This window comes from Elusimicrobiota bacterium, from assembly GCA_041660925.1.
Classification (GTDB): domain Bacteria; phylum Elusimicrobiota; class Elusimicrobia; order UBA1565; family UBA1565; genus JBAZUV01.
Genome location: JBAZVI010000011.1, coordinates 70,020 through 93,486, shown reverse-complemented (window position 1 = coordinate 93,486; position 23,467 = coordinate 70,020). Strand labels below are relative to the sequence as shown.

The 23,467-nt window shown below is 69.6% G+C and carries 27 protein-coding genes; 26 read left to right on the top strand and 1 reads right to left on the bottom strand.

The window, feature by feature from the left end:
- The first annotated feature begins 2 nt into the window (after positions 1–2).
- The 21 genes from rpsE to murI all read left to right on the top strand — a co-directional run bounded on the left by rpsE (position 3) and on the right by murI (position 17,889).
- Positions 3–563: a 30S ribosomal protein S5 gene (gene rpsE / locus WC969_14140; protein MFA6030992.1), complete on the top strand. Its 561-nt coding sequence runs from the start codon at positions 3–5 to the stop codon at positions 561–563.
- Positions 563–1,030, top strand: coding sequence for a 50S ribosomal protein L15 (rplO, locus tag WC969_14135; GenBank protein MFA6030991.1), 468 nt, complete (start codon positions 563–565; stop codon positions 1,028–1,030). Before rpsE ends, rplO begins: the two co-directional genes overlap by 1 nt.
- Positions 1,027–2,358 carry a preprotein translocase subunit SecY gene (gene secY, locus WC969_14130; GenBank protein MFA6030990.1) on the top strand — a complete coding sequence of 444 codons (1,332 nt, stop codon included), beginning with the start codon at positions 1,027–1,029 and terminating at the stop codon, positions 2,356–2,358. Before rplO ends, secY begins: the two co-directional genes overlap by 4 nt.
- Entirely contained in the window at positions 2,345–3,019 is a 675-nt protein-coding gene (locus WC969_14125; protein MFA6030989.1) for an adenylate kinase, read from the top strand. The genes secY and WC969_14125 overlap by 14 nt, the downstream gene beginning before the upstream one ends.
- Positions 3,016–3,780 (top strand): type I methionyl aminopeptidase, encoded by a 765-nt coding sequence (map, locus tag WC969_14120; GenBank protein MFA6030988.1) that lies wholly within the window; start codon positions 3,016–3,018, stop codon positions 3,778–3,780. Before WC969_14125 ends, map begins: the two co-directional genes overlap by 4 nt.
- Positions 3,781–3,803: 23 nt before the next feature.
- Positions 3,804–4,022, top strand: coding sequence for a translation initiation factor IF-1 (infA, locus tag WC969_14115; GenBank protein ID MFA6030987.1), 219 nt, complete (start codon positions 3,804–3,806; stop codon positions 4,020–4,022).
- Position 4,023: 1 nt separating this feature from the next.
- Entirely contained in the window at positions 4,024–4,137 is a 114-nt protein-coding gene (rpmJ, locus tag WC969_14110) for a 50S ribosomal protein L36 (protein MFA6030986.1), read from the top strand.
- A gap of 3 nt (positions 4,138–4,140) precedes the next feature.
- The gene (gene rpsM, locus WC969_14105) at positions 4,141–4,530 is read left to right on the top strand and encodes a 30S ribosomal protein S13 (protein MFA6030985.1); all 390 of its coding nucleotides are present in this window, start codon (positions 4,141–4,143) and stop codon (positions 4,528–4,530) included.
- A 12-nt stretch (positions 4,531–4,542) separates the two neighbouring features.
- Positions 4,543–4,989 carry a 30S ribosomal protein S11 gene (gene rpsK / locus WC969_14100; GenBank protein MFA6030984.1) on the top strand — a complete coding sequence of 149 codons (447 nt, stop codon included), beginning with the start codon at positions 4,543–4,545 and terminating at the stop codon, positions 4,987–4,989.
- Between the two features lie 2 nt (positions 4,990–4,991).
- A complete protein-coding gene (rpsD, locus tag WC969_14095; GenBank protein MFA6030983.1) occupies positions 4,992–5,618 on the top strand; it encodes a 30S ribosomal protein S4 in 627 nt (208 codons plus the stop codon).
- A 28-nt stretch (positions 5,619–5,646) separates the two neighbouring features.
- Positions 5,647–6,648: a DNA-directed RNA polymerase subunit alpha gene (locus WC969_14090; GenBank protein MFA6030982.1), complete on the top strand. Its 1,002-nt coding sequence runs from the start codon at positions 5,647–5,649 to the stop codon at positions 6,646–6,648.
- 3 nt (positions 6,649–6,651) lie between these two features.
- The gene (gene rplQ / locus WC969_14085; GenBank protein ID MFA6030981.1) at positions 6,652–6,996 is read left to right on the top strand and encodes a 50S ribosomal protein L17; all 345 of its coding nucleotides are present in this window, start codon (positions 6,652–6,654) and stop codon (positions 6,994–6,996) included.
- Between the two features lie 8 nt (positions 6,997–7,004).
- On the top strand, positions 7,005–8,054 hold the full coding sequence (locus tag WC969_14080; GenBank protein ID MFA6030980.1) for a rod shape-determining protein: 1,050 nt from the start codon (positions 7,005–7,007) through the stop codon (positions 8,052–8,054).
- Positions 8,055–8,128: 74 nt separating this feature from the next.
- Complete coding sequence (gene mreC / locus WC969_14075) at positions 8,129–8,962, top strand: rod shape-determining protein MreC (GenBank protein ID MFA6030979.1); 834 nt, start codon at positions 8,129–8,131, stop codon at positions 8,960–8,962.
- Positions 8,963–8,967: 5 nt separating this feature from the next.
- Positions 8,968–9,438, top strand: a complete 471-nt coding sequence (mreD, locus tag WC969_14070) for a rod shape-determining protein MreD (GenBank protein MFA6030978.1) — start codon at positions 8,968–8,970, stop codon at positions 9,436–9,438.
- Positions 9,435–11,339 (top strand): penicillin-binding protein 2, encoded by a 1,905-nt coding sequence (mrdA, locus tag WC969_14065; GenBank protein ID MFA6030977.1) that lies wholly within the window; start codon positions 9,435–9,437, stop codon positions 11,337–11,339. Before mreD ends, mrdA begins: the two co-directional genes overlap by 4 nt.
- A gap of 1 nt (position 11,340) precedes the next feature.
- Positions 11,341–12,681 (top strand): FtsW/RodA/SpoVE family cell cycle protein, encoded by a 1,341-nt coding sequence (locus WC969_14060; protein ID MFA6030976.1) that lies wholly within the window; start codon positions 11,341–11,343, stop codon positions 12,679–12,681.
- Positions 12,668–13,378, top strand: coding sequence for a TIGR03936 family radical SAM-associated protein (locus WC969_14055; protein MFA6030975.1), 711 nt, complete (start codon positions 12,668–12,670; stop codon positions 13,376–13,378). Before WC969_14060 ends, WC969_14055 begins: the two co-directional genes overlap by 14 nt.
- A gap of 22 nt (positions 13,379–13,400) precedes the next feature.
- Complete coding sequence (locus WC969_14050) at positions 13,401–15,278, top strand: Rne/Rng family ribonuclease (GenBank protein ID MFA6030974.1); 1,878 nt, start codon at positions 13,401–13,403, stop codon at positions 15,276–15,278.
- Complete coding sequence (locus tag WC969_14045; protein MFA6030973.1) at positions 15,275–17,014, top strand: N-acetylmuramoyl-L-alanine amidase; 1,740 nt, start codon at positions 15,275–15,277, stop codon at positions 17,012–17,014. The genes WC969_14050 and WC969_14045 overlap by 4 nt, the downstream gene beginning before the upstream one ends.
- On the top strand, positions 17,011–17,889 hold the full coding sequence (gene murI, locus WC969_14040; GenBank protein ID MFA6030972.1) for a glutamate racemase: 879 nt from the start codon (positions 17,011–17,013) through the stop codon (positions 17,887–17,889). Before WC969_14045 ends, murI begins: the two co-directional genes overlap by 4 nt.
- A 10-nt stretch (positions 17,890–17,899) precedes the next feature.
- Here the strand turns inward: murI and WC969_14035 are convergent, their stop codons facing one another.
- The gene (locus WC969_14035) at positions 17,900–18,283 is read right to left on the bottom strand and encodes a response regulator (protein ID MFA6030971.1); all 384 of its coding nucleotides are present in this window, start codon (positions 18,281–18,283) and stop codon (positions 17,900–17,902) included.
- A gap of 50 nt (positions 18,284–18,333) precedes the next feature.
- Here WC969_14035 and WC969_14030 point away from each other — a divergent pair, with 50 nt between their 5' ends.
- The 5 genes from WC969_14030 to WC969_14010 are packed head-to-tail and all read left to right on the top strand — an operon-like array spanning position 18,334 to position 23,450.
- Positions 18,334–18,891 (top strand): hypothetical protein, encoded by a 558-nt coding sequence (locus WC969_14030; protein MFA6030970.1) that lies wholly within the window; start codon positions 18,334–18,336, stop codon positions 18,889–18,891.
- The gene (locus WC969_14025) at positions 18,888–20,639 is read left to right on the top strand and encodes a hypothetical protein (protein ID MFA6030969.1); all 1,752 of its coding nucleotides are present in this window, start codon (positions 18,888–18,890) and stop codon (positions 20,637–20,639) included. Before WC969_14030 ends, WC969_14025 begins: the two co-directional genes overlap by 4 nt.
- Positions 20,636–21,751, top strand: coding sequence for a transcription termination factor Rho (gene rho / locus WC969_14020; protein ID MFA6030968.1), 1,116 nt, complete (start codon positions 20,636–20,638; stop codon positions 21,749–21,751). Before WC969_14025 ends, rho begins: the two co-directional genes overlap by 4 nt.
- Positions 21,748–23,070 carry a hypothetical protein gene (locus WC969_14015; GenBank protein MFA6030967.1) on the top strand — a complete coding sequence of 441 codons (1,323 nt, stop codon included), beginning with the start codon at positions 21,748–21,750 and terminating at the stop codon, positions 23,068–23,070. The genes rho and WC969_14015 overlap by 4 nt, the downstream gene beginning before the upstream one ends.
- Positions 23,067–23,450 carry a RidA family protein gene (locus WC969_14010; protein ID MFA6030966.1) on the top strand — a complete coding sequence of 128 codons (384 nt, stop codon included), beginning with the start codon at positions 23,067–23,069 and terminating at the stop codon, positions 23,448–23,450. The genes WC969_14015 and WC969_14010 overlap by 4 nt, the downstream gene beginning before the upstream one ends.
- Positions 23,451–23,467: the final 17 nt, after the last annotated feature.

Sequence of the window (23,467 nt, the reverse complement as noted above, 5' to 3'; positions counted from 1 at the left end):
CGATGCCCGAGGAAACGAAACCCGTTCAAACCACCCCGCACCGGTCCCCGGATGGACAGCAGCGCCGTCCGCCGCGGCGCTCCCGCCGTCAGGAAGAGGCCGACGCGCTGGGTCTCAAGGAGACCGTGGTCGCCATCAACCGCGTGGCCAAGGTCGTCAAGGGCGGCAAGCGCTTTTCGTTCGGAGCGCTCGTCGTCGTCGGCGACGGCAAGGGCTCGGTCGGCTTCGGCCTGGGCAAGGCCAAGGACGTGCAGTTCTCGATCCAGAAGGGCTCGCTGCGCGCGCGCAAGAACATGTTCCACTTCGCGATGTCCGGCGACACGATCCCGCACGAGACCGTCGGCCGCTGGGGCGCCGGCAAGGTCTGGATGAAGCCCGCGGCGCCCGGGACGGGCGTCATCGCGGGCGGCGGCGTGCGCGCGGTGCTCGAGGCCGCGGGCGTTAAGAACATCCTCACCAAGAGTCTCGGCAGCTCGAACAACTTCAGCGTGATCTACGCGACGATGCAGGCCCTCAAGGCCCTGCGGACGCGCGAGGACATCGCCAAGCTCAGGGGGCGGTGATGACTGACACCAGGACCATCGGACTGCACAACCTCGCTCCGCGGCCGGGCGCGCGCAAGCGCGCCAAGCGCATCGGCATGGGACTCGGGTCCGGCCACGGCAAGACGGCCACCCGCGGCACCAAGGGACAGACCTCCCGCTCGGGCGACGGCAAGATGATCGGCTTCGAGGGCGGCCAGACGCCCCAGATCCGCCGCATCCCCAAGCGCGGCTTCCGCAACACCGCGTTCCAGACCCGCTACCAGATCGTCGACGTCGGCGACCTGGCCCGCGTCTACAAGAGCCAGAACGAAGTGAGCCTCGAGTCCATGCGCGTGCACGGGCTCGTGAAGGGACGCCAGCCCGTGAAGGTCCTCGGCGACGGCAAGCTCGAGCGCCCGCTGAAGGTCCAGGCCCATGCGTTCTCGAAGAGCGCGGAAGAGAAGATCAAGAAAGCCGGCGGCACCGCGGAGAAGCTCGCGCGATGATCCGCAGTCTGACGGACATCTTCGAGATCCCGGACCTGCGCAAGCGCGTCCTCTTCGTCCTCGGCTGCCTCGCCCTCTACCGGGTGGGCGCCGCGATCCCCATCCCGGGGATCAACGGGGACGCGCTGCGCGCGATCTTCCAGGCCCAGCAGAGCACGCTCCTCGGCATCCTGAACATGTTCTCGGGCGGCGCACTGGGCCAGTTCTCCATCTTCTCGATGGGCGTCATGCCGTACATCAACGCGTCCATCATCATGAGCCTGCTTCAGGGCGCGCACGTCATCCCCTACCTGGACCGTCTTCATAAGGAAGGGGAGCTCGGCCGCCGCAAGCTCAACCAGATGACCCGCTATCTCACCCTCTTCCTGGCGGCGTTCCAGAGCTTCGGCCTGACGCTGATGATCTCGAAGATGCCCTCGCCCACCGGGCTGCCGGTGGTGTCCAATCCCACGCCGTTCTTCTTCATCATCACCGTGCTCACGCTGACCACCGGCACCGTCTTCATCATGTGGCTCGGCGAGCAGATGACGGAGCAGGGCGTCGGCAACGGCACCTCGATGATCATCTTCGCCGGCATCGTCGAGCGCATCCCCGGCAGCATCTTCGCCATGGTCCAGCTCGTCCACTCCGAGGAGATCGGGCTCATCAAGGCGCTCCTCATCGGCGTCGTCATCGTCGGCGTCATCCTGAGCGTGGTCTGGGTGGAGACCGCCCAGCGCAAGATCCCCGTCCAGTACGCCAAGCGCGTCGTCGGGCGCAAGATGATGGGCGGAGCGACGAGCTTCCTGCCCCTGAAGGTGGACCAGAGCGGCGTCATCGCCGTCATCTTCGCGGTCTCCCTGCTCGCCGTGCCCATGACGGTCGTCCAGTTCACCCCGAACTCCCCATGGGCGCAGCGCCTGCAGGGCTTCCTCAACGGCGGGAACCCCGTCTATGAGGTGATCTACGCCGCCCTCATCATCTTCTTCTGCTACTTCTACAACTCCGTGAGCATCAACCCGATGGACCTCGCGGAGAACATGAAGAAGTCCGGCGGCTTCGTCCCCGGCATCCGGCCCGGCGAGCCGACCGCGCAGTTCATCGAGTGGGTGCTCGACCGCATCACGCTCGGCGGCGCGCTCTTCGTCGCGGCGGTCGCCGTCATGCCGCAGCTCCTGCGCTACGTCTACAACGTGCCCTTCTACCTCGGCGGCACCTCGTTGCTGATCGTCGTCGGCGTCGCGCTCGACACGATGGGGCAGCTCGAGTCGCACCTCATCATGCGCCACTACGAGGGCTTCCTGAAGAAGGGGCGCATCCGCCAGAGGTGGTTCAATGTCGGCAACTGAGCTGAGGCTCGTCCTCCTCGGCTGCCCGGGCGCCGGGAAGGGGACGCAGGCGAAGGTCCTCTGCGAGCGCTACGGCATGACGCACCTCTCGACGGGGGACTGCTTCCGCGCGGAGAGCGCGGCCGGCAGCGCGCTCGGCAAGAAGGTCGCCGACTACATGAAGCGCGGCGTCCTCGTCCCCGACGAGGTCGTCAACGAGGTCGTCGCCTCCAAGCTCGACGCGCTCAAGGGGGGCTGGCTGCTCGACGGCTTCCCGCGCACGCTCGACCAGGCGCAGGGGCTCGACCGCTACCTCCGCTCCGCCGGCGCCAAGATCGACATCGTGCTCTCCATCGCCATGAAGCCGGAGGACATCGTCCGCCGGCTGACCAGCCGCCGCTCCTGCGCCTGCGGCGAGGTCTACAATCTTCTGAGCCGCCCGCCGCGCGTCGAAGGCGTCTGCGACAAGTGCGGCAAGCCTCTTTTGCAGCGCGAGGACGACACCGAGGCGACCGTGCGCAAGCGCCTGATGGTCTACGAGGACCTCACGAGCCCGCTCGTCGCCTACTACCGCTCCGGCGGAGTCTTCACCGAGGTGGACGGCGCCCTCCCCGTGGCGGACGTCACGAAGGGCCTCTGCGCGGCCGTCGACGCGCTGGCCGGGAGCCCGACCGAATCATGATGCTCCGCGCCGCGCGCATCGAGACGAAGACCCCGCAGGAGCTCGCGGCCATCCGCCGCGCCTGCCTCGTCGTCTCGGAGGCGCTCAAGGCCCTCGCGGCCGCCGCCGTCCCGGGGGCGAGCACCGCGGAGCTCGACGCCCTCGCCGCCGAGGAGATTCGCAAGCGGGGGGCCAAGCCGGCCTTCCTCGGCTACCGCGGCTACCCCGCGACTCTCTGCGCCTCCATCAATGAGGAGGTCATCCACGGGATCCCGAGCCCCGCGCGCCGTCTCAAGGACGGGGACATCATCGGTTTCGACCTCGGGGCCGTCGTGGACGGCTTCTACGGCGACGCGGCCCGGACGGTCGGCGTCGGAGCCGTCTCGGCCGAGGCGGAGAAGCTCATGCGGGTGACTCGCGAGGCCCTGCAGCAGGGCATCGCCGCCGCCCGCCCCGAGAACCGCGTCGGCGACATCGGCGCGGCCGTCCAGCGCCACGCCGAGGAGAACGGTTTCTCGGTCGTGCGCGAGTTCGTCGGACACGGCATCGGCCGCGCGCTCCACGAGGAGCCCGCGGTGCCGAACTACGGACGCGCCGGGACCGGCCCGCGGCTGAAGGCGGGCATGGTTCTCGCCATCGAGCCCATGATCAACGCCGGCGGGCCCGAGGTGCGGGTGCTCGAGGACGGTTGGACCGCCGTGACCGCCGACGGCCGGATGTCGGCGCACTTCGAGCACACGGTGGCGGTGACGGAAAGCGGCCCCGTCGTGTTCACGATTTGACGCAAAAACTAGGGAGGTAGACGTTGACCAAGGAAGATAAGATCGAAGTCGAAGGGAAGATCCTCGAGTCCCTGCCGAACGCGATGTTCCGCGTCCAGATCCCCGGCGAGAAGGTGATCCTGGCGCATATCTCGGGCAAGATGCGCGTGCACTACATCAAGATCCTGCCGGGAGACACCGTGAAGGTGGAGCTCTCACCCTACGACCTCACCCGTGGTCGCATCGTCTACCGGGAGCGCTAAGATGAAAGTTCGAGCGAGCGTCAAGCCGATCTGCCAGAAATGCAAAGTCATCCGCCGGGGGCGCACGGTCCGCGTGATGTGCTCCAACCCGCGGCATAAGCAGAGACAGGGGTAATCTATGGCACGCGTTGCGGGAGTGGACTTGCCGAAGGACAAGAAGATCGAGGTCGCGCTCACCTACGTCTACGGGATCGGGCGCACGACCGCGAAGCAGATCATGGTCAAGCTCGAAGGCGTCATCGACCCTCTGACGAAGGTCAAGGACCTCAACGAGAGCCAGGTCGGCCATCTCAACAACCTTCTGACCAAAGAGTACAAGGTCGAGGGCGAGCTGCGCCGCGAGGTGCAGCAGCACATCCACCGCTATAACGAAGTCGGCAGCTATCGCGGACTGCGGCATCGCCGCAACCTGCCGGTCCGGGGCCAGCGCACGAAGACGAACGCGCGCACGCGCCGCGGACGCCGAAAGACCGTCGGCGCCGGAAAGGCCGCCGCGAAGGAAGGATAAGAGGAGACGACCATGGCTGAGAACGATCCCAAGACCCCGCCCCCGTCCGAAGGCCGGCCCGCCGAGCGGTCCGCCGCCCCGGCGGCGCGCGGCCCCAAGAGAAACTGGAAGGCGGTGACCTTCGCGAAGGTCTTCATCCAGTCTTCCTTCAACAACACCATCGTCACGATCACCGACGACCGCGGCGCCGTGCTCTGCTGGGCGTCCGCGGGCGCGACCGGCTTCAAGGGCACGAAGAAGGGCACGCCCTTCGCCGCGCAGATGACGGCCGCGAAGGCCGCCAAGCGTGCCGTCGAGCTGGGCGTCAAGCAGGTCGCCGTCTTCATCAAGGGACCCGGTCCGGGACGCGAGACCGCCATCCGCGCGCTCCAGTCCTCCGGCCTGCAGGTCCTTTCGCTCAAGGACGTGTCGCCGCTTCCGCACAACGGCTGCCGTCCGCCGAAGCCGAGGAGAGTCTAGCCATGGCCCGATACACCGGCCCCGTCTGCCGTCTCTGCCGCCGGGAGCAGCAGAAGCTGTTCCTGAAAGGCGAGAAGTGCTACACCAAGTGCCTTCTCGAGAACCGGCCCACGCCTCCGGGCATGGCCAAGCCCCAGCGCGGCAAGCCGTCCGAGTACGCCATCCGCCTGCGCGAGAAGCAGCGCCTGAAGCGCATGGTCGCGATGACCGAGACTCCGTTCAAGGCCGCGATGGCGAAGGCCTCGCGCAGCACCGGGATGACCGGAGAGATCTTCCTGCGTCGTCTCGAGGTCCGGCTCGACAACATCGTGCGCCGCCTCGGTTTCGCGACGAGCATCAACACCGCGCGGCAGCTCGTGCGCCACGGGCACGTGAAGGTCAACGGCCGGCGCGTGAGCATCCCCTCGGCCGAGGTCAAGGTCGGGGACGTCGTGCAGATGGACCCGCGCCTGAAGGAGAACGTGGGCGTGAAGCTCGCGCTCGAGAATGTCGCGCGCCGCTCGCCGCGGCCGGCGTTCCTCGAGTTCAACGAGGCCGAGTTCTCGGGCAAGCTCGTCCGTGAGCCCGCGCGCCAGGAATCCTCGTTCGGCATCAACGACCAGCTGATCGTGGAATACTACTCGCGCTGATCCGCGCAAATTCAGAGGAAGAGATAACATGGTCTACAAGGAACTGATTCTGCCGCAGAAGCTGGCCGTCGAAGAGAAGACGATGACGGACGGCTATGCGAAGTTCGTCGCGGAACCCTACGAGCGCGGCTACGGCCACACCGTGGGCAACTCCCTGCGGCGCGTCCTCCTTTCCAGCCTCGAAGGCGCGGCGGTCACCGCCGTCCGCTTCGAGGGCGCCCGCCACGAGTACCAGGGCCTCTCCGGCGTCCGCGAGGACGTCATCAACATCCTGCTCAACCTCAAGAAGCTGCGGGTCAAGCTCTTCTCGAACGGCCCGGAGCTCATCTACCTGAGCGCGAAGAAGGAAGGCCCGGTCACCGCGAAGCTGATCCAGGAGAACTCGAACGTCGAGATCGTCAACAAGGACCTGGTCCTCGCGCACATCGAGCCCGGCGGCAAGCTCGACATGGAGATCGAGATCTCCAAGGGCCGCGGCTACGTTCCGGCCGAGGAGATCCAGCAGGCGCAGGGCGGCAGCTGGCCGGCCGGCTTCCTGCCCGTCGACGCGCTCTTCTCGCCGGTCACGAAGGTCCATTACGACGTCGAGGCTTCGCGGGTGGGACAGGTCACCGACTACGACCGCCTCATCCTGGAGATCTGGACCGACGCCTCGATCACCGCGGTCGATGCGCTGATCAAGTCCTCCAAGCTGCTGCGCGAATCCCTGCGCATCTTCATCCCCGAAGAGGAGCTTGCCGAGCAGAACGCGGCCGGCTTCGAGGGCGGTGAGGGCGGCGGGGAGACCGGCGGCGACGGCGCCGCGCTCGACGCGCGCATCAGCGAGGTGCTCGACCAGCCCGTGGACATGATCGAACTCTCCAGCCGCGCCTCCAACTGCCTGAAGGTCGCGCGCATCCGGACCATCCGGGAGCTCGTCGCGCGCCGCGAAGAAGAGCTGCTCGCCGTCAAGAACTTCGGCAAGAAGTCCCTCGACGAGATCAAGGACCGCCTCAAGGACATGGGGCTGTCCCTCGGCATGCAGGTGTAATCCATGATCAAGACACTGGGCGGACGCAGACTCGGACGCACCGGCGAACACCGGCGCGCGCTGCTCAAGAACCTCGCGGTCAGCCTGATCCTGCACGAGCGGGTGACGACGTCGGTCGCGAAGGCCAAGGAGCTCCGGCCCTACGCCGAGAAGATCATCACGCAGGCCAAGAACGGGCTGCACCACGAGGTGCGGCGCCGCGTGCAGGATAAGGCGGCCTACAAGAAGCTCTTCGACGTGCTGGCGCCGCGCTATCAGAACCGACCCGGAGGCTACACGCAGATCCTGCGCGTCGCCCGCCGGATCGGGGACAACTCGCCTCAGGGACTCATCCGCCTCATCCCCTAGAGGAGAACATGTTCGACTACCTCTTCAGCCTCTTCTCGAACGACATGGGGATCGACCTCGGCACGGCGAACACCCTCGTCTATGTGAAGAACCATGGGATCGTCCTGCGCGAGCCGTCGGTCGTCGCCATCGACCGCGAGTCGCGCCGGGTTCTCGCCATCGGGGCGGAAGCGAAGAGGATGCTCGGGCGTACGCCCGCCTCGATCGTCGCCGTGCGGCCGCTGAAGAACGGGGTCATCGCCGACTTCGAAGTCACGCAGGAGATGATCAAGTACTTCATCCGCAAGGTCCACAACCGCCGCAGCCTGCTGCACCCGCGCATCGTCATCGGCATCCCCTCGGGGATCACCGAGGTCGAACGCCGTGCCGTGCAGGAGTCGGCGCTTCAGGCCGGCGCGCGGGAGGTCTTCCTCATCGAACAGCCGATGGCTTCGGCCATCGGGGCGGACCTCCCCATCTCGGAGCCGCGGGCGAACATGATCGTCGACATCGGCGGGGGAACGACGCAGGCGGCGGTCATCTCGCTGGGCGGCCTCGTCGTCTCCAAGTCCATCGACGTCGCGGGCGACGAGATGGACGATGCCATCCTCCAGCATTTCCGCCGCAAGTACAATCTGCTGATCGGCGAGACCTCGGCCGAAGACGTCAAGATCCAGATCGGTTCCGTCTTCCCTCTCAAGGAGGAGAAGACGATGGAAGTGAAGGGCCGGGATCAGGCCACCGGTCTTCCGAAGACCGTATTGATCACCTCCGAGGAGGTCCGCCAGGCCCTCATGGAGCCCGTGCAGATGGTCCTCGACGTGATCAAATCGACGCTTGAAGAGACGCCGGCGGAGCTGGCCGCGGATTTGGTGGATCGTGGGATGGTGCTGGCGGGAGGGGGCACGCTGCTCAGAGGTCTACCGGACCTCATCCGGCAGGAGACGGAGCTGCCGGTGCACCGTGCCGCCGACCCGCTCAGCTGCGTAGCGATCGGGACCGGGAAGTTCCTCGAAGTCCTGGACGGACTCGGGGGACGGAAGTCGGACTTCATCACGACCTTCCGACCGGGCGCCTGACGCCGTTCCCGCGCACACCGCGGCCGCCGCGCACCCCCTGAAGGGGTCCGCGAGCGACTCCGCCCTGGAGCCGCATGAACAGGGAGAAGCGCGTCGCGAACATTTTTCTGCTCATCTTCGGGGGGATCTCCGTGATCCTCCTGAGCCTTCCGCTCACAGGCAAAGTCCGCGCCTTCCGGGAATACGCCTCCTATATCTATGATCCGCTCCCCTATTACGGGGGGCAGGGCATCGAGAAGCTCAACGCGCTCCCCGTCGACGTCGCGCGGCTCATCTCGGCCGACGCGCGCGTGCGCGAGCTCGAGGAGGAGCTGCGCCGACACCAGCTCCAGCGCGCGGAGAACGACGCGCTGCGGCGCGAGAACGCGCGTCTGACCGATGAGCTGTCCCTCACGACGTCGTCGCCGACGGCCCTGCGCTGGGCGCACGTGATGGAGCGGGACCCGCAGGGCTGGAACCGCTCGCTCATCGTCGATGCGGGCGAGGAGGACGGCGTCGAGGTGAACGCCCCCGTGCTGGCCTCCTGTTCGGGGCGCCTGTGCGTCGTCGGGCGGATCGTGGAGACCGCGTCCAGGAGCTCCAAGGTCCTGCTGCTCACCGACGAGCTCTCGGCGGTCGCCGCCTACATGCCCGCAAGCCAGTGGGAAGGGCTCATCCAGGGCCAGGGGACCGCGCGCATGCGCATGAACTACCTCTCGATGGAAGCGCAGCCCCGCGTCGGCGAGGACGTCGTGACGTCTCCGACCAGCGCGACCTTCCCGGCGGAGCTCCCCATCGGGACGGTCTCGAAAGTCTTCGACCGCGATCCGTTCCTGGCCTTCCAGACCGTCGAGGTCACCCCGGCGGCTCCCGCCAGCCGCCTCAAGGAAGTCCTGATCCTGCGGCGGAAGAAGCGGGGGGATGCGTGAGGCCCATGCGACTGGCCGCGCTCTTCGTCCTCGGCATGGCCGCCGAATGGTTCTGGTCGACCCGGCTCGACGTCTGGGGCCTGGCGCCCCGCCTGCTCCTCCTGCTGACGGTCGCCACGGCCTCGCAGGCCGGTCCCGTCGCGGGACAGACCTACGGCTTCTTCTGGGGGCTCTTCCTCGACGCGCTCAGTGCCCACACTTTCGGCGCCGGGGCCCTGGCCTTGACGCTCGTCGGCTACCTCGTCGGAAACCTGCGCCGGCAGATGGACGTCTCGAGCCCGACTTCGCAGATGATGGTCGCCGGCGTCGTCTCGACGGCCTTCTGGCTCTTCGTCGGGTTCGCCGGACTCGTTTTCGAGCACCGCTTCCTCTGGGTGGGCTGGAAGCTCTTCACGCTCGGCACCCTTTACAACGTCCTCGTCGCACCGGCGGCCTTCTCCGCCGTCCGGCGCGCGCTGGCGACGCAGCAGAGATGAGACAGGACGCCGCCTACAACGAGCGCCTGCGGATCCTCTGGATCGGCTTCTACTTCGCCGTCGCCCTGCTCGGGCTGCGCCTGCTGCAGCTCCAGGTCCTGCGCAACGTCTATTACATGAAGGTCGCCGAGCGCAATCGCACGCAGAGCATCTATCAGACGGCTCCGCGGGGGCGCATCTACGACCGCAACGGCGAGGTCATCGCGACGAACCGCCCCTCGTTCTCGCTCATCTATCTCCCCGGCAAGGACGAGAGCCGCGCGCGCCTCTCCGCTCTCGCGACGGACCTCGCCGCCGAGCTCGGCCTCGAGCGCGAACGGGTCCTGGAGTCCCTCAACGAGGCCTGGCGCGAGCAGGCGGCCATCCACCTCGCCGAGAACCTGCCGCTGAAGACGATGTTCAAGCTCTCCGAGATCAAGACCGTCTATCCCGGCGTCGACCTCATCGTCGAAGCGCAGCGCTCCTACCCGCGCGGCGCCTTCGCGAGCCACCTGCTCGGCTACCTCGGGAAGGTCGACCGCGTCTCCTGGAACCAGCTCAAGGCGGCCGGCTACCGCCTCGACTCCCGCGTCGGGCGCATGGGCATCGAGCGCATCTTCGAGCGCGAGCTGCGCGGAGTCGACGGGGAGATCCGCATGGAGGTCGATGCGCAGGGGCGCCTCAAGCGCATCCTCGATCAGGTCGGCTGGCATGCGGGGGGGAACCTCTACCTCACGCTCGACGCGAAGATCCAGGCCGCCGCCGAGGAGGCTCTGCGCACCTCTCCGTCCAAGCGGGGGGCGGCCATCGTCATCGATCCGCGCAACGGCAACGTCCTCGCCTTCACCTCGATCCCGGATTTCGACCCCAACATGTTCCTGGTCTCCGAGCGCGACCCCGACCACGCCCGGGTCACGAACATCCCCGAGTTCAACCTCGCCATCTCCGGGACCTATCCTCCGGGCTCGACCTTCAAGATCGTCACCAGCGCCGCGATCCTCAACGAGGGACGCATCAGCGTCAGCGACCGCATCTTCTGCCCCGGGAGCTTCCGGCTCGGCAACAAGGTCTTCCGCTGCTGGCAGAAGAAAGGGCACCTCTACCAGGACTGGCTCAACGGCATCGCCAACTCCTGCGACACGTATTTCTATCAGATGGGATTGCGCGTCGGAGGGGACGTCATCGAGCGCTATGAGAAGATGTTCCGCATCGGCGAGGACACGAAGATCGGCCTCTCCGGCGAGAAGTCGGGCAAGCGCTTCGGCCCCGAGGAGCGCAGCAAGCGCGGCAAGGCCTGGTACGACGGGGACACCGTCAACCTCTCCATCGGGCAGGGAGAACTCCTCGTGACCCCGGCGCAGATGGCCGGGGTCGTCGGAGCGGTGGCCAACCGCGGGACGATCTGGCGCCCGCAGTTCGTCCGGCGCATCGAATACGTCGGCGGCGGCGGCTACGACGCGAAGCCGGAAGCCCTCGGCCGGGTGGATCTCAAGCCCGAGACCTGGGACATGCTCCAGAAGGGCCTCGAGCGGGTCATCGACGCCGGCACCGGCGGGAGCGTGCACATCCCGGGGCTCGTCATCGGGGGCAAGACCGGCACGGCCCAGAACCCGCACGGCGATGATCACGCCTGGTTCGTCTGCTACGCCGGGCGCCCGGGCGAAACGGCGTCCCTCGCGGCCGCCGTACTCGTCCAGAACGGCGGACATGGCTCCTCGGCCGCCGGTCCGGTCGCGCGCCGCATCATCGAGGCGGCCTTCGGCCTGACGCCGGGCAAGCCCTATACCGACGCCGAGCCCGTCGAGGACCGCAGCGGCGAGGAACGCGCCGCTCCGTCCGCGCCCGCCGCCGCCCCCCGCGCCGCGGCGGGCCAGCGCCCGGGCGCCGGCGGCATCCCGCATCCCCGGGAGATCACCGAATAGCATGTTCCTCAACCGTTCGGACACGGCGCTGCGGGGACGCGTGGACTGGCTGCTGGTCGGCTCGGCGGCGGGTCTCGTCGCGATCGGGACGCTCGCCATCCTTTCCGCGGCCTCGCCGCTCCCCTATTTCGGCAAGCTCCTCGAGAAGCACTTCCTCGCCGCCGTCGTCGGCGCGCTCCTCTTCGTCTTCGGCCTGAGCTTCAACTACCAGGTCTATCAGGACCAGTCGAAGACGCTCTACGCCCTCACGATCCTCATCCTCGTCTGGGTGCTCGTCTTCGGCCTCTATCAGCGCGGTCAGCGCTCTTGGATCCGCTTCCCTTTCGTCACCTTCCAGCCCTCGGAGCTCGCGCGCATCCTGACCATCCTGACCCTGGCCAACTTCCTCGACCGCCGGGGCTCGCGCGTCGGGGACGTCACCACCGTGTTCTGGGCGTTCGCCCTCGTCGCGCCGGTGATGATCCTCATCCTCAAGGAGCCGGACTTCTCCTCGACCCTTTCGTTCTTCCCGATGCTGCTGGTGATGCTCTTCTGTTCCGGCGCCCACCTCGGCGCGCTCGTCGTGATGGGCGCCTACGGGGCGATCACGCTGGGACTGCCGCTGATGTGGACGCTCGTGTCGATGAACCCGGCCTGGATGTCCTTCGCGCCGCTGGCCTACTTCATGAAGATCTCGACGCTGAACATGCCGGTGCTCATCGCCCTCGGGGTCATCGCCGTCGGCGGCCTGCTCGCCTGGAGGCTCTCCATCATGGCGCGCACGGGCATCCACGGGGTCTTCTTCGCCGCGGCGACCGTCGTGCTCATCGCCGGGCTGGCCTCGGCGACCCTCGTCAACCACCAGCTCAAGGGCTACCAGCGCAACCGCTTCGTCGCCTTCCTCGTCCCGCAGGTGGACCCGCGCGGGGCGGGCTACAACGTGCAGCAGGCCCAGATCGCCATCGGCTCGGGCGGTCTCTGGGGGAAGGGCGTCTTCTCCGGGACCCAGTCCCAGCTCGGCTTCCTCCCGGAGCGCCACACCGACTTCATCTACGCCGTCATCGGCGAGGAGATGGGCTTCCTGGGGGCTATGGCCGTGCTCGCGCTCTACCTGATGCTCGTCTGGAGGATCGTCAACACCGCGCGCGTCGCGCGGGACCGCTACGGCTACCTCGTCTGCTGCGGGATGGCGTCCATCTACGGGTTCGCCCTGCTGGTCAACGTCGGCATGTGCGTGGGGCTGGTCCCGGTCGCCGGGATCCCGCTGCCGCTGGTCTCCTACGGGGGCTCGAACCTGGCCATCACGCTGTACGCCCTGGGCATCGTGGCGAACATCTATTCGAGGCGCTATGCCTTCCTCTGAGCTCGAGCAGGAGAGCCGCCCGGCCGTTCCCGCGACGCGCCTGCGCCTGCGCCTCACGCGCGGCGGGCCCGCCTGCGCGCTCTCGCACCTCGGGCAGATCGAGGCCCTGCGCGCGGCCGTGCTCGCGAGCGGCCTCCCGTACGTCCCGGACGGGCGCCGTCGCCGCCCGCGGCCCCGGCTCTCGTTCGGCCCGGCCATCGCCGTGGGCTACGAGAGCGACGCCGAGTATTTCGACATGGAGACGCTCGCGGACGTGGAGCCGCGCGAAGCGCTCACGCGCCTCGGAGCCGTCCTCCCGGAAGGGTTCGCCGTGCGCGAGGTCCGTCGCATACCCCGCTATTTCCCCTCGCTGGACGCGAGCATCAACGTCGTACGCTACGAGGTCCGCGGTCCGTTCCCGGCGGAGGCCGGGGCGGCGCTGAGCGCGCTCCTCGCGCGCAGCGAGATCGTCGTCTTGAAGCCGAAAGAAGGAGGCGCGCGCGTGGAGCGGGTGGACGCCCGGCCGCTCATCCGCTCGATGACGCTCGCCGCGCCCGACCGCCTGGAGCTCCTGCTCCGGTTCGGTCCCAAGCGCACCGTGAAGCCCGAGGCGCTGCTGCGGGAGTGGCTGGGGGCCGACGTCCCCCTGGACCGCTGCCGCGTCGCGCGTCGGGAGCTTTTGTCGGAGACGGCCGGCGGGGAGCTGATCGCTCCCTGAGATTTCGCAAAAGGAGTACGCCATGAACCAGGAAGATCCGAAGCCGCAGGAAGAGCAGCGTCCGGAGCTCCCGCCCCAGGGGCCGGAGCCGTCCGACGCCCTCGGTCCGTACGCGAACGAAGGCCCGGCGGAGAGCCGTCCCGAGATCCCCACGGGCGACGACGTCTTCGAGAACCGCCCGGGAGCCCGGAGCTCCGCTCCCCGTCCGGAGGGGGGCAAGAGCCCCGACCTCGAGAGCGCGCTGGAGCAGTACGACGACCAGCAGCGTTTCTCGCACGAGCGGCGCGGAGCGCGCCGCGATGAGCCCGGCGCTCGCCGCGACGAGCGCGGCGGGCGCGGCGGCGGCGGGCGCGGCGGCGGCGGCGGGCGCGGCGGCGGCGGGCGCGGCGGCGACCGGCATGGCCGGGACCATCACCACGGCCGCGAAGAGCGTTCGGAGCGTCCTACCCGGCCGCGCGCGGACGAACCTTTCAAGCGCGAGATCCTCGCCAACTCCTCCTTCGAGGAGTCCCGCGTCGCGATCATGGAGAACGGCCGCCTCGTCGAGATGCTCTGGGAGCGCAAGCACGCGCAGAACATCGTCGGCAACATCTACAAGGGCGTCGTGGAGAACGTCCTCCCCGGCATCTCTTCCGCGTTCGTGAACATCGGCTTCGACAAGAACGCCTACCTCTACATCTCCGACGTCATCGGCAGCCAGCGCGCGCCGATCGACCAGCTGCTCAAGAAGGGTCAGGAGATCATGGTGCAGGTGGCGAAGGAAGCCATCGGGACGAAGGGCATGAAGGTCACCATGGAGGTGACCCTGCCCGGCCGCTATCTCGTGCTCACGCCCTTCTCCAACAGCATCGGCATCTCCAAGCAGATCGAGGACCCCGTCGAGCGCAAGCGCATCTCCGAGATCATCGACAAGCTCGCCGCCGAACATCTGACCGGCAAGGGGCTCGTCGTGCGCACGGAAGCCGAGGGGGCCAGCGAGGACGACCTTCGCCGCGAGGTGCAGTACCTCACCCGGGCCTGGGACGCGGTGCATCGCCGCTACGAGACGCAGGCGCCGCCCTGCCTGCTCCATAAGGACCTCGACCTTCCCATGCAGGTCGCGCGCGACCTCCTCTCCGACGAGGTCTACGTCTATCTCCTCGACAACCGCGACACGCATCAGGACGTCTGCGACTTCATCGGGAAGATCTCGCCGCACCTCAAGGACCGCATCAAGCTCTACGACGCGAAGACCCCGATCTTCACGGCGTTCAACATCGAGCCCGAGATCGAGAAGCTGCGCCAGACGAAGGTCTCGCTGCCCAGCGGCGGCACCATCGTCATCCAGGAGGCGGAGTCGCTGACCGCCATCGACGTGAACACGGGGCGCTTCACGGGTTCGAAGTCGCAGGAGGAGACGGTCACCCAGAACAACCTCGAAGCGGCCGAGGAGGTCGCCCATCAGCTGCGCCTGCGCAACATCGGCGGCATCATCGTCATCGACTTCATCGACATGCGCAAGGCCTCCAACCGTCAGAAGGTCATGGAGGCGCTCATGAACGCGGTGCGCCGAGACCGGGCGAAGATCCGCATCCTGCCCATCACGCGCCTGGGCCTCATCGAGATGACGCGGGAGCGCAAGCGCGAGTCGACCATCAGCCTCATGACCGAGGAGTGCCACGAGTGCCGCGGCTCCGGACGCGTCCTCTCGGTCGAGAGCCTGCGCGTCCGCATCCAGCGCGAGATCTTCGAGCTCACCCAGGGCCGCCCGGGCGGCAGCGTCCGCATCGTGCTCCACCCGGAGCTCGCCGAGGCCTTCACGGGGCGCCAGGAGGCGATCGAGAAGAACGTCCATCGTTCGGTGAAGATCGCCGCCGACCCCCATCTCGACTGGGAGGACTACCGCATCATCCTCGAATGACGAGAACGCCGCCGCCCGCGCGCCGCACTCTTTCGTCGCTCCAGGCCCTCTGCGGGGTCCTGGCGGCGGCGTTCATCCTGCTGCTGGCAGCCGCCGGGAACGGCGGCTGCGAGGATGTCCAGGTGGTGAAATCCGGGAAGCTCTGGGGCAGCGTGTCCGCGTACCGCGTGGACGAGACGTACTACCTCGAGGCCAAGGACGCCGGACGCGTCTACGGGGCGCGCGTCGACTACTTCGGGGTCTCGGGGAAGGTCACCCTCTCCCTGCACGGGCGCAAGGCCGTGCTCATCCCCGAGTCCGCGCAAGCCGCCGTGGGGGAGCAGACCGTCGAGCTCCCCGAGAAGGTCCTGCTGCGCAACGGGAAGGCCATGGTCCCGATCGCCTTCCTCCTCAGCGAGGCGTTCTCCGAGGCGGCCGGCTGCGACACGCAGTTCAACGCGAAGACGCGCCTGCTCACGGTCGACCAGCGCTCGAGCGTCGGGCCGCTGCGCTGGTTCACTTATCCCGACCACACCCGGGTCGTGCTCGAGTTCAAGGAAGACCTGGCGTACAAGAGCGAGCGGCGCGGCCTGCGCGCCCTCGAGGTCTCCATCCCCCGCGGGAGCATCGAGTGGTCGGAGAAGACGGAGATCGGGGACGGGGTCGTCGAGGGCGTGACGCTCCGCCAGGAGTCGCGTCAGGCCCGGATGACGGTGCAGTTCGAGAAGGACTCACCGCGCTGGACGCTCAAGGAGTACCCCGCGCCGCGCCGCCTGGTCCTCGACGTCGCCCGCGAGGGCGCCCCGTTCCTCTCCGCAGCGCAGCCCCGGGAGGCGCCGCGCCTCGAGGCGGGGGCGCCGGCCGACGCGGCCGACGAAGCTCCATCCGCGGTCCCCGCCGCGGGAGCCGTCGCGCTCGCCGCCGCCCCGCTCGCGACGCCTGCGGTGACGGCCGCCGCGGCCGCGCCCGCCGCGGTCCCTTCGGCGGGCCTGAGCGCCGAAGGGACGGCGCGAGAGGAGAACGGCTCGCGCGCCGCCAAGACCGCCAAGCCCGCGCGCAAGCGCATCCGCATCGCCGTCGACGCGGGGCACGGCGGCAAGGACAGCGGCGCCCCGGGCCTGCGCGGGGTCTACGAGAAGGACATCAACCTCTCGGTCGCGCGCGAGCTTTCCCGACTCCTCGAGGAGGAAGGCCTCTTCGACGTCTTCCTGACCCGGCAGACCGACGTGTTCCTGCCGCTCAGCGACCGCTCGCGGCTCTCCAACGAGTGGGGCGCGGACCTCTTCGTCTCCCTGCACTGCAACGCGCACCCCAGCCGCGCCGAGAACGGCTTCGAGATCTACTTCCTCTCCGAGCGCGCGTCCGACCCCGAAGCCGAGCGCCTCGCCGAGTTCGAGAACTCGGTGCTCGCGCTCGAAGGGAAAGGCGAGGTGGAGGACGAGGCCGCCGAGGTCCTCTACCAGCTCGCGCGCACGGAATTCATCAACGACGCCTCCGAACTCTCGGGGGTCATGGAGAAGACCCTGAAGAAGCGCGTCGAGCTCGCGGACCGAGGGGTCAAGCAGGCTTCCTTCTACGTACTGCGCGGGGCGAACGCGCCGGCCGTACTCGTCGAGATGGGCTACGTCACCAACCCGCAGGATGAGACCAAGCTGGAGTCGAAGAAGTTCCGCCGCAAGCTGGCCGAGGGGATCTACGCCGGCCTGCTCGATTTCGCCCGGAGGAAGGACTGGCTCAAGCCGGAGGGCAGACCATGAAGGGAAACCTCGCCGCCGCGGCGCGCCGCGCCGACAAGGCCATCGCCGTCTTCGATTCGGGCATGGGCGGGCTCACCGTGCTGCGCGAGCTGCGCCGCGCCATGCCGTCCGAGCGCCTCGTTTATTTCGGCGACACCGCCCGGCTCCCGTACGGGAGCAAGTCGAAGGAGGCGGTGACCCGCTTCTCCCTCGAGATCGCCCGTTTCCTCCTGCGCCGCGACATCAAGATGCTCGTCGTCGCCTGCAACAGCGCCTCGGCGCTCGCGCTTCCCGCGCTCGAGGCCGCGCTCGACGTCCCGGTCTTCGGGGTCATCGGCCCGGCCGTGCGCGCCGCCGCGGCGCTGGCGCGCGGGGGGGCCGCCCCCGGAGCTCACGGCGCTGAGCGCTCGCGGGGCGCCGCACGACCGGGGATCGTCGGCGTCATCGGCACCGAGGCGACCGTGCGCAGCGGCGCGTATCCGCGCGAGCTCTCCGCCATCGGCTGCCGCCGCATCGCCGTGCGCGCCGCCCCGCTCTTCGTGCCGCTCGTCGAGGAGGGCTGGTGGGACCATCCGGTGACGCGCAGCGTCGCGCGCGAGTACCTGGCCCCGCTGAAGAAGCGGAAGCTCCGCGTGCTCATCCTCGGCTGCACCCACTACCCGATGCTGAAGAAGACCCTGCGCGTCGCGGCGGGAAGCCGCGTGCTCCTGGTGGACTCCGGGGTCGAGACGGCTCGCGAAGTGCGCATGTGGCTGCGCGAGCGGGGGCTCATGCGCAAAGGCCGCGGATCGGAGGAGTTCTTCGTCTCCGACGCCCCCGAGCGCTTCAAGCGGATGGCGCGCCTGTTCCTCGGGCGCAAGGTGCCGAAGGTGCGTCTGGCCCGGGTGGGGGTCTGAGGGGTCGGTCTTACTCGGGGTCGGCCGCTTCGGCCAGCATCTCGGCGATGGAGCGGCGAAGCTCTTCCATGCGGACGGGCTTGGCGAGGAAGCGGGTGTGCGACGCTTCGGCCACTTCGCCGAAGACCTGGTCGGGGCTGGCCTCGCCGCTCATGAAGAGGATGGGGATCTTCGCGGTGGAGGCGTTGCGGCGGAAGGCCTCGAAGAGATGCGAACCGGTCGCTCCGGGCATGTGGTAGTCGAGCAGGACGATCTCGGGCTTGAACTGCCGGGCTTCCTGCAGTCCCGCGGAAGGGTCGCCGGCGCTGGCGACCTCGTGGCCGAAGGAGCGCAGGGCCAGGGTCAGGATCTGGACCAGGGAGACGTCGTCGTCGACGATGAGGACGCGGGCCATGAGTGGACTGTCAGTATAGAACGGGCGGAAGGAACAATCAAGGGAAGGCCATGGAAGAACTGATTAGGAAGGTCGGACGCGTGAAGGTCCTCATCGACAACGGGATGTGCCGGGTCGGGCCGCGGCTCGACTCCGCCTCCGCGCTGGACGCGGCGCTGGTGCGCGGCGCCGGGCGGGCCCTGCTCCTCTCCGACGCCGTGGTGGCGCTCTGCCGCGCCGGGCGCCCCCACGAGGCCCTGCCGCTGCTGCGCCAGCTCGCGGCCGTCGCGGCGGCCATGCGCTGGATCCCTCTGGCGCAGAGCGACGAGCGCGCCCGCGCGGTCTCCTCCGAGTGGGGGTGCTCGCGCTGGGACGCCCTGTGGTCGGATGAAGCCCTTCGCGAGCGCGCCCGGACGGCCGGGCTCGCGGAGGACGCGGAGGCCGTGCTCTCCTCCTGCCGCGAGTTCGCGGTCGGCGGGGACTCGACGCTGCCCTGGGCCCACGTCTTCCCGGAGAACCGCCGCGAGAGCCTGGCCCCCGAGCGCGTCCTCGAGCTCGCCGGGCGCCTCATGGGCCACGTCCTGCGCGGGCTCGACGCACGCTGGCAGGGAGATTTCCCCGGAGCGTGAAGAGTCTCCCGCTCGCCGCCCTCTTCGTCCTGGCCCTCTCGGGTCCGGCCCTCTGCGTTCCCGCGGACGCGGGACGCGGCAAGGGCGGATCCGGCGGCGCGGACTCGCTCGGCATCCCGATGAGCGCCCCCTGGGAGACGGCCTCCTCCGCGAAGGCGAAGGTCGAGCCGCCTCCTCCGCCGCCCAAGCACCCGCTGGAGGAGGGCTTCGAGCGCCGTCTGCGCCTGGAGCTGCCCGCCGTGCTCGAGGCCCGCGCGGGGCTGCTGGCGGCCCTCGGCTACGCGCACGCGCACCCGGAGGTCTTCCCTCCCGGGGGACCGAACCGCCCCGGCGGCCTCTTCGACGAGCACGTCGAGCTCGCTCGCCGGCTCTGGCTCTTCGCCGCCGACCACTACCTCGCGCTCGAGGCGGTCGTCGGCCGCTACCGGGACTATCCCGCGCTGAGCGAGGCGCCTCTGCGCGAGGCCGGCTTCCAGGCCGCCTGCACGGCCCGGCTCGCGCAGCGCCGCTTCCTGACGGAGTGGCGGAAGCTCTTCGCGCAGGACCCCGACCTGCGCCGTGCGCTCGAGGACGCCGAGACCCCCGGACTGCCGCCCGGCCTCCTCGCCCGCCTCCTCAAAGAAGGCGGCGAGGACGGCGAGGGACTGCTGGCCGGGCGTCTGGCGCGCTCGCCCTCCAGGTCGCTCGCCCCCTACCTCGGGCGAGGCCTGCCGGCCTTCGAGAAGGCGCGGCGCGAGGACCTGCTCCGTCTCCGGGCCCGCGCGCGCAAGGGCTCCGAGACGCAGGTCGCCGCCGCCCTGGGGGTCGAGGCGCCGCTCATCGCGCGCGCCGCGGCCTGGACGCCCCCGCCGCCCCCCGTCCCCGTCGTCGTCTCGACCGTCGAGGTCGAGGGTTTCCAGGGGGAGCTCGTGGACCCGCTGGCGTGGCTCGACCTGCCGGTGAGCTCGCAGGCGCAGCTGGCGATCCTCAAACTCAAGGAGACCTTCGACCCGGATCCTCCCTCGGGCTCCCGGCCCGAGACCCTCGTTTCCACGCGCCAGCTCGCCGACCTCTCTGCGCTCCTGGAGCCGGGCGACGTCCTCCTCCTGCGCCGGGCGCTCTCCGTCGACGCGCTCGGCCTCGGCGGTTGGTGGCGCTCGGCCGCGCTCTATGCGGGGACGCCGCCGGCCCGTGCGCGAGCTTTCAAGAAGGACGGCGTCGAGGGCTACCTCGTCGTCGAGAACCCGGAGGCGCTCAAGCGCAACTCCGCGCGCTGGCAGCCCGCCGACGTCTTCTGGAGCGACGGCCGCGGCGTGCGCCTCGATCCGCTCCTCAGCGCGCTTTGCGCCGACGCGGTCGCCGTCCTGCGTCCGCGCGCCTCCCGCGAAGTCCGGGCGCAGGCCGTGCGGCGACTCTTCGCCGCCCTCGGCCGCGACCCCGAGGCCTGCGCTCCGGCCGGCCGTCCGCTCGCGCCGTCGGCGGCCGCGGTCTGGGCCGCTTACGCCGGCGCCGACCTCCGGCTCCCCGCCGTCGAGGTCCTCGACGAGTCCTGCGCGAGCGCCGACGCCCTCGCGCGCCGCTTCGACGAAGACTACGGCACCGAGAAGGCCCGCTTCGACCTCATCGCTTTTCTGGACCCGCGCGAGCTCTGGCAGCGCGCGGTTCCCTCGCCGCTCGAGGAGTTCCGCTCGAGCTGGCGCAGGCCCGCCTGGTCCCCGCAGGGGACCCCCGCGAACGCTTCGACCATCGCCACGGAGGCACGTCCATGACGCCGAACCCGCAGAACCCGCAGCACTCCCAGAACCCGCAGAACCCCCAGAATCCGCAGAATCCCCATGGGGGACGCCACCACCGCCGCTTCCGGCCGAACAGGGGGGGCGGAGGACAGGGCCACGGCGGAGGGCACGGCAAGGGGCATGGCCAGGGGCACGGCCAGGGGCACGGTCAGGGACACGGGCACGGCGGAGGGGGCTCGCCCCGGCAGGATAAGCCCACGTTCCTCAAAAAGAGCGACGCGGAGCGCATCTTCCAGGAGAAGACCCCGCTGACGCCGTTCCAGTGGATCCAGTTCGAGAAGGGCTCCAAAGAGCTCTCCATGCGCGCGGTGGACCTGCTCGCCCCGGTCGGCAAGGGGCAGCGCGGGCTCATCGTCTCCCCGCCCAAGGTCGGCAAGACGACGATCCTCAAACAGTTCTGCCAGGCCGCGGCGCAGGCCGACGCGGGCCTCACCGTGTACTGCGTCCTCGTCGACGAGCGGCCCGAAGAGGTCACCGACTTCAAGCGCTCGGTCCCGGCCGAGGTCTTCGCATCCTCGAACGACCGCCCCTTCACCGACCACATCCGCATGTGCGAGGAGGTCTATCAGCGCGCCGTCAGCGAGGCGGGCGCCGGCAAGGACGTGCTCATCGTCCTCGACTCCCTCACGCGCCTCGCGCGCGCGCACAACAGCGCGGCCACCGGCAGCCGCACGATGACCGGCGGCCTCGACACGCGGGCGATGGAGTGGCCGCGCAAGTTCTTCGGCGCGGCGCGCAAGCTCGAGGAGGGCGGCTCGCTGACGATCCTGGCCACCATCCTCGTCGACACGGGCAGCCGCATGGACGAGATCATCTTCCAGGAGTTCAAGGGCACCGGGAACATGGAGCTCGTGCTCTCGCGCCCGGCCGCCGACCTGCGCCTGTTTCCCGCGGTGCATGTGAAGAACACCGGGACGCGGCGCGAGGAGCTGCTGCTTCCTCCGCCGGTCCTCGAGGGCGTCTACAAGCTGCGCCGAAACCTGGCCAACCTCTCGGACCTCGAGGCGACGAAGTCGATCATCGAACTGCTCAAGAAGAACGCGACCAACGAACGTCTGCTCGCGACCGCGCAGGGCAGCACTTGAAGCGGGCCGCCCCGGCCGTCCTCGTCGTCCTCCTGCTCCTTGCGGCTCTCCCCGCGCGGGCCGAGGACGCCCTGGAGCGGCTGGGCTCCGACCCTTCCCCCGCCGCCACGAAGCGGCTGGGGGCGCTCTACGACAAAGCGCCCGGCCGTTATGAGCGCTTCTGGGTCGTGCAGGCGCTCGGCGCCCGCCTGCGCGAGCGCAAGGACCCGCTGGCGCTGGAGGCCCTGCTGCGCGCCGCGCGCGACCGGGAGGCGGACGTCCGCCGCCAGGCGCTGCGCGAGCTGACGGCGTTCGGCGCGCTGCCCGCGGCCGCGTCGGCCGGGCCTCTGCGCGCGCGCGTCGAGGAGGCCGCGCGCCGGGGCCTCAAGGACCGCTCCGCCGCCGTGCGGCAGGGGGCCGAGGAGCTTCGGGCGGTCCTCGACGGGAAGAAGGACCCGCGTGCCGCCGCGGCGCCGCCGCCGGACGCGCCCCCGCCGGCTCCGCGCCGCCTCCTGCGGCTGCTCCGCATCCTCTGGTGGCTGTCCTGGCCGCTCCTCGCGGGGGTCTGGGCGCTGCGGGGCTTCCCCGTCTTCTCCACGGACCCCGAAGGAGAGCGTGCTCGGCGCGCCTGGCGCGAGCTCGCGCGGAGCCCCGGCCTGACGGCGTTCACGGCGCTGCTGTGGACCCTGCTCGCCGTGCTCGCGGCGGGCTACGGCCTCGATCTGCTCGCGCGCCTGTGCGGCCGCCCCCTCTACCGGGCCGCCTGGAGCCCGTTCGCGGCCTACTTCGCCGGCGGATTCTGCACCCTCGCTCCCGGAGTCCTCTTCGCCGTCCAGCGCGGCCGCGGCGCCTCGCTGGCCTGGGGCCTGCTGCGCGCGGCGGCGCTCAGTGCGGCGGTCTTCACCGTGCTGCTCCCCGCCGAGGTCCTCTACCGTCTCCTCTTCCGCAATCGGCGCCCACAGCACGGCCTCTTCGGAGGGCTGCTCGAGGCCGGCGTCCTGCGCGCCTCCTACGCGGCGTCCGCCGCGATGAGGGAAGGGGCCGGCCTCCTTCCGGCCTTCGCCCTCGCCGCGAAGACGGCCCGCGAGCTTCCCGCGCCGCTCGGACTGGGGGCCTTCCACCCCCGCTTCCAGCGCCTCTGCAGCGGGCCCGCCGTCTTCGGCCTCTGCGTCCTCACGGCGTCCGCGCTCCCCGTCGAGTGGAGCGCCGGGGCGCTGCGCGTCGGGCTCGGGCTCCTCCTCTGGGGGCTCCTCGTCCACTTCGTGCTGCTTTTCGCCGTACTACAGCCCGTCGAAGGCGCGCTCAGCCGCGCGCGCGGCGGGGAAGAGGAGGTCGGATGAAGACGATCAACGAGACGGTGTGCTCCGAGCAGGCTCCCGCGGCCATCGGGCCGTACTCCCAGGCCGTGCGGGCCGGTGAGTGGGTGTTCGTGTCCGGCCAGCTGCCGGTCGACGCGAAGTCGGGGAAGCTCGAGGAGGGCGTCGCCGCGCAGACCGAGCGCGCGCTCAAGAACGTCGGGGCGGTGCTCGCCGCCGCCGGCCTCGACTACCGGCACGTCGTCAAGACGACGGTGTTCATGACGGATCTCGGCCGCTTCGCCGAGATGAACGACGTCTATGCGAGGTTCTTCAAGGATGCTCCACCGGCTCGCGCGACCGTCCAGGTCAGCGCGCTGCCCAAGGGCGCCTCGGTCGAGATCGAGGCCGTCGCCCGCGGGTAGGCTCCTCGCCGCGGCGC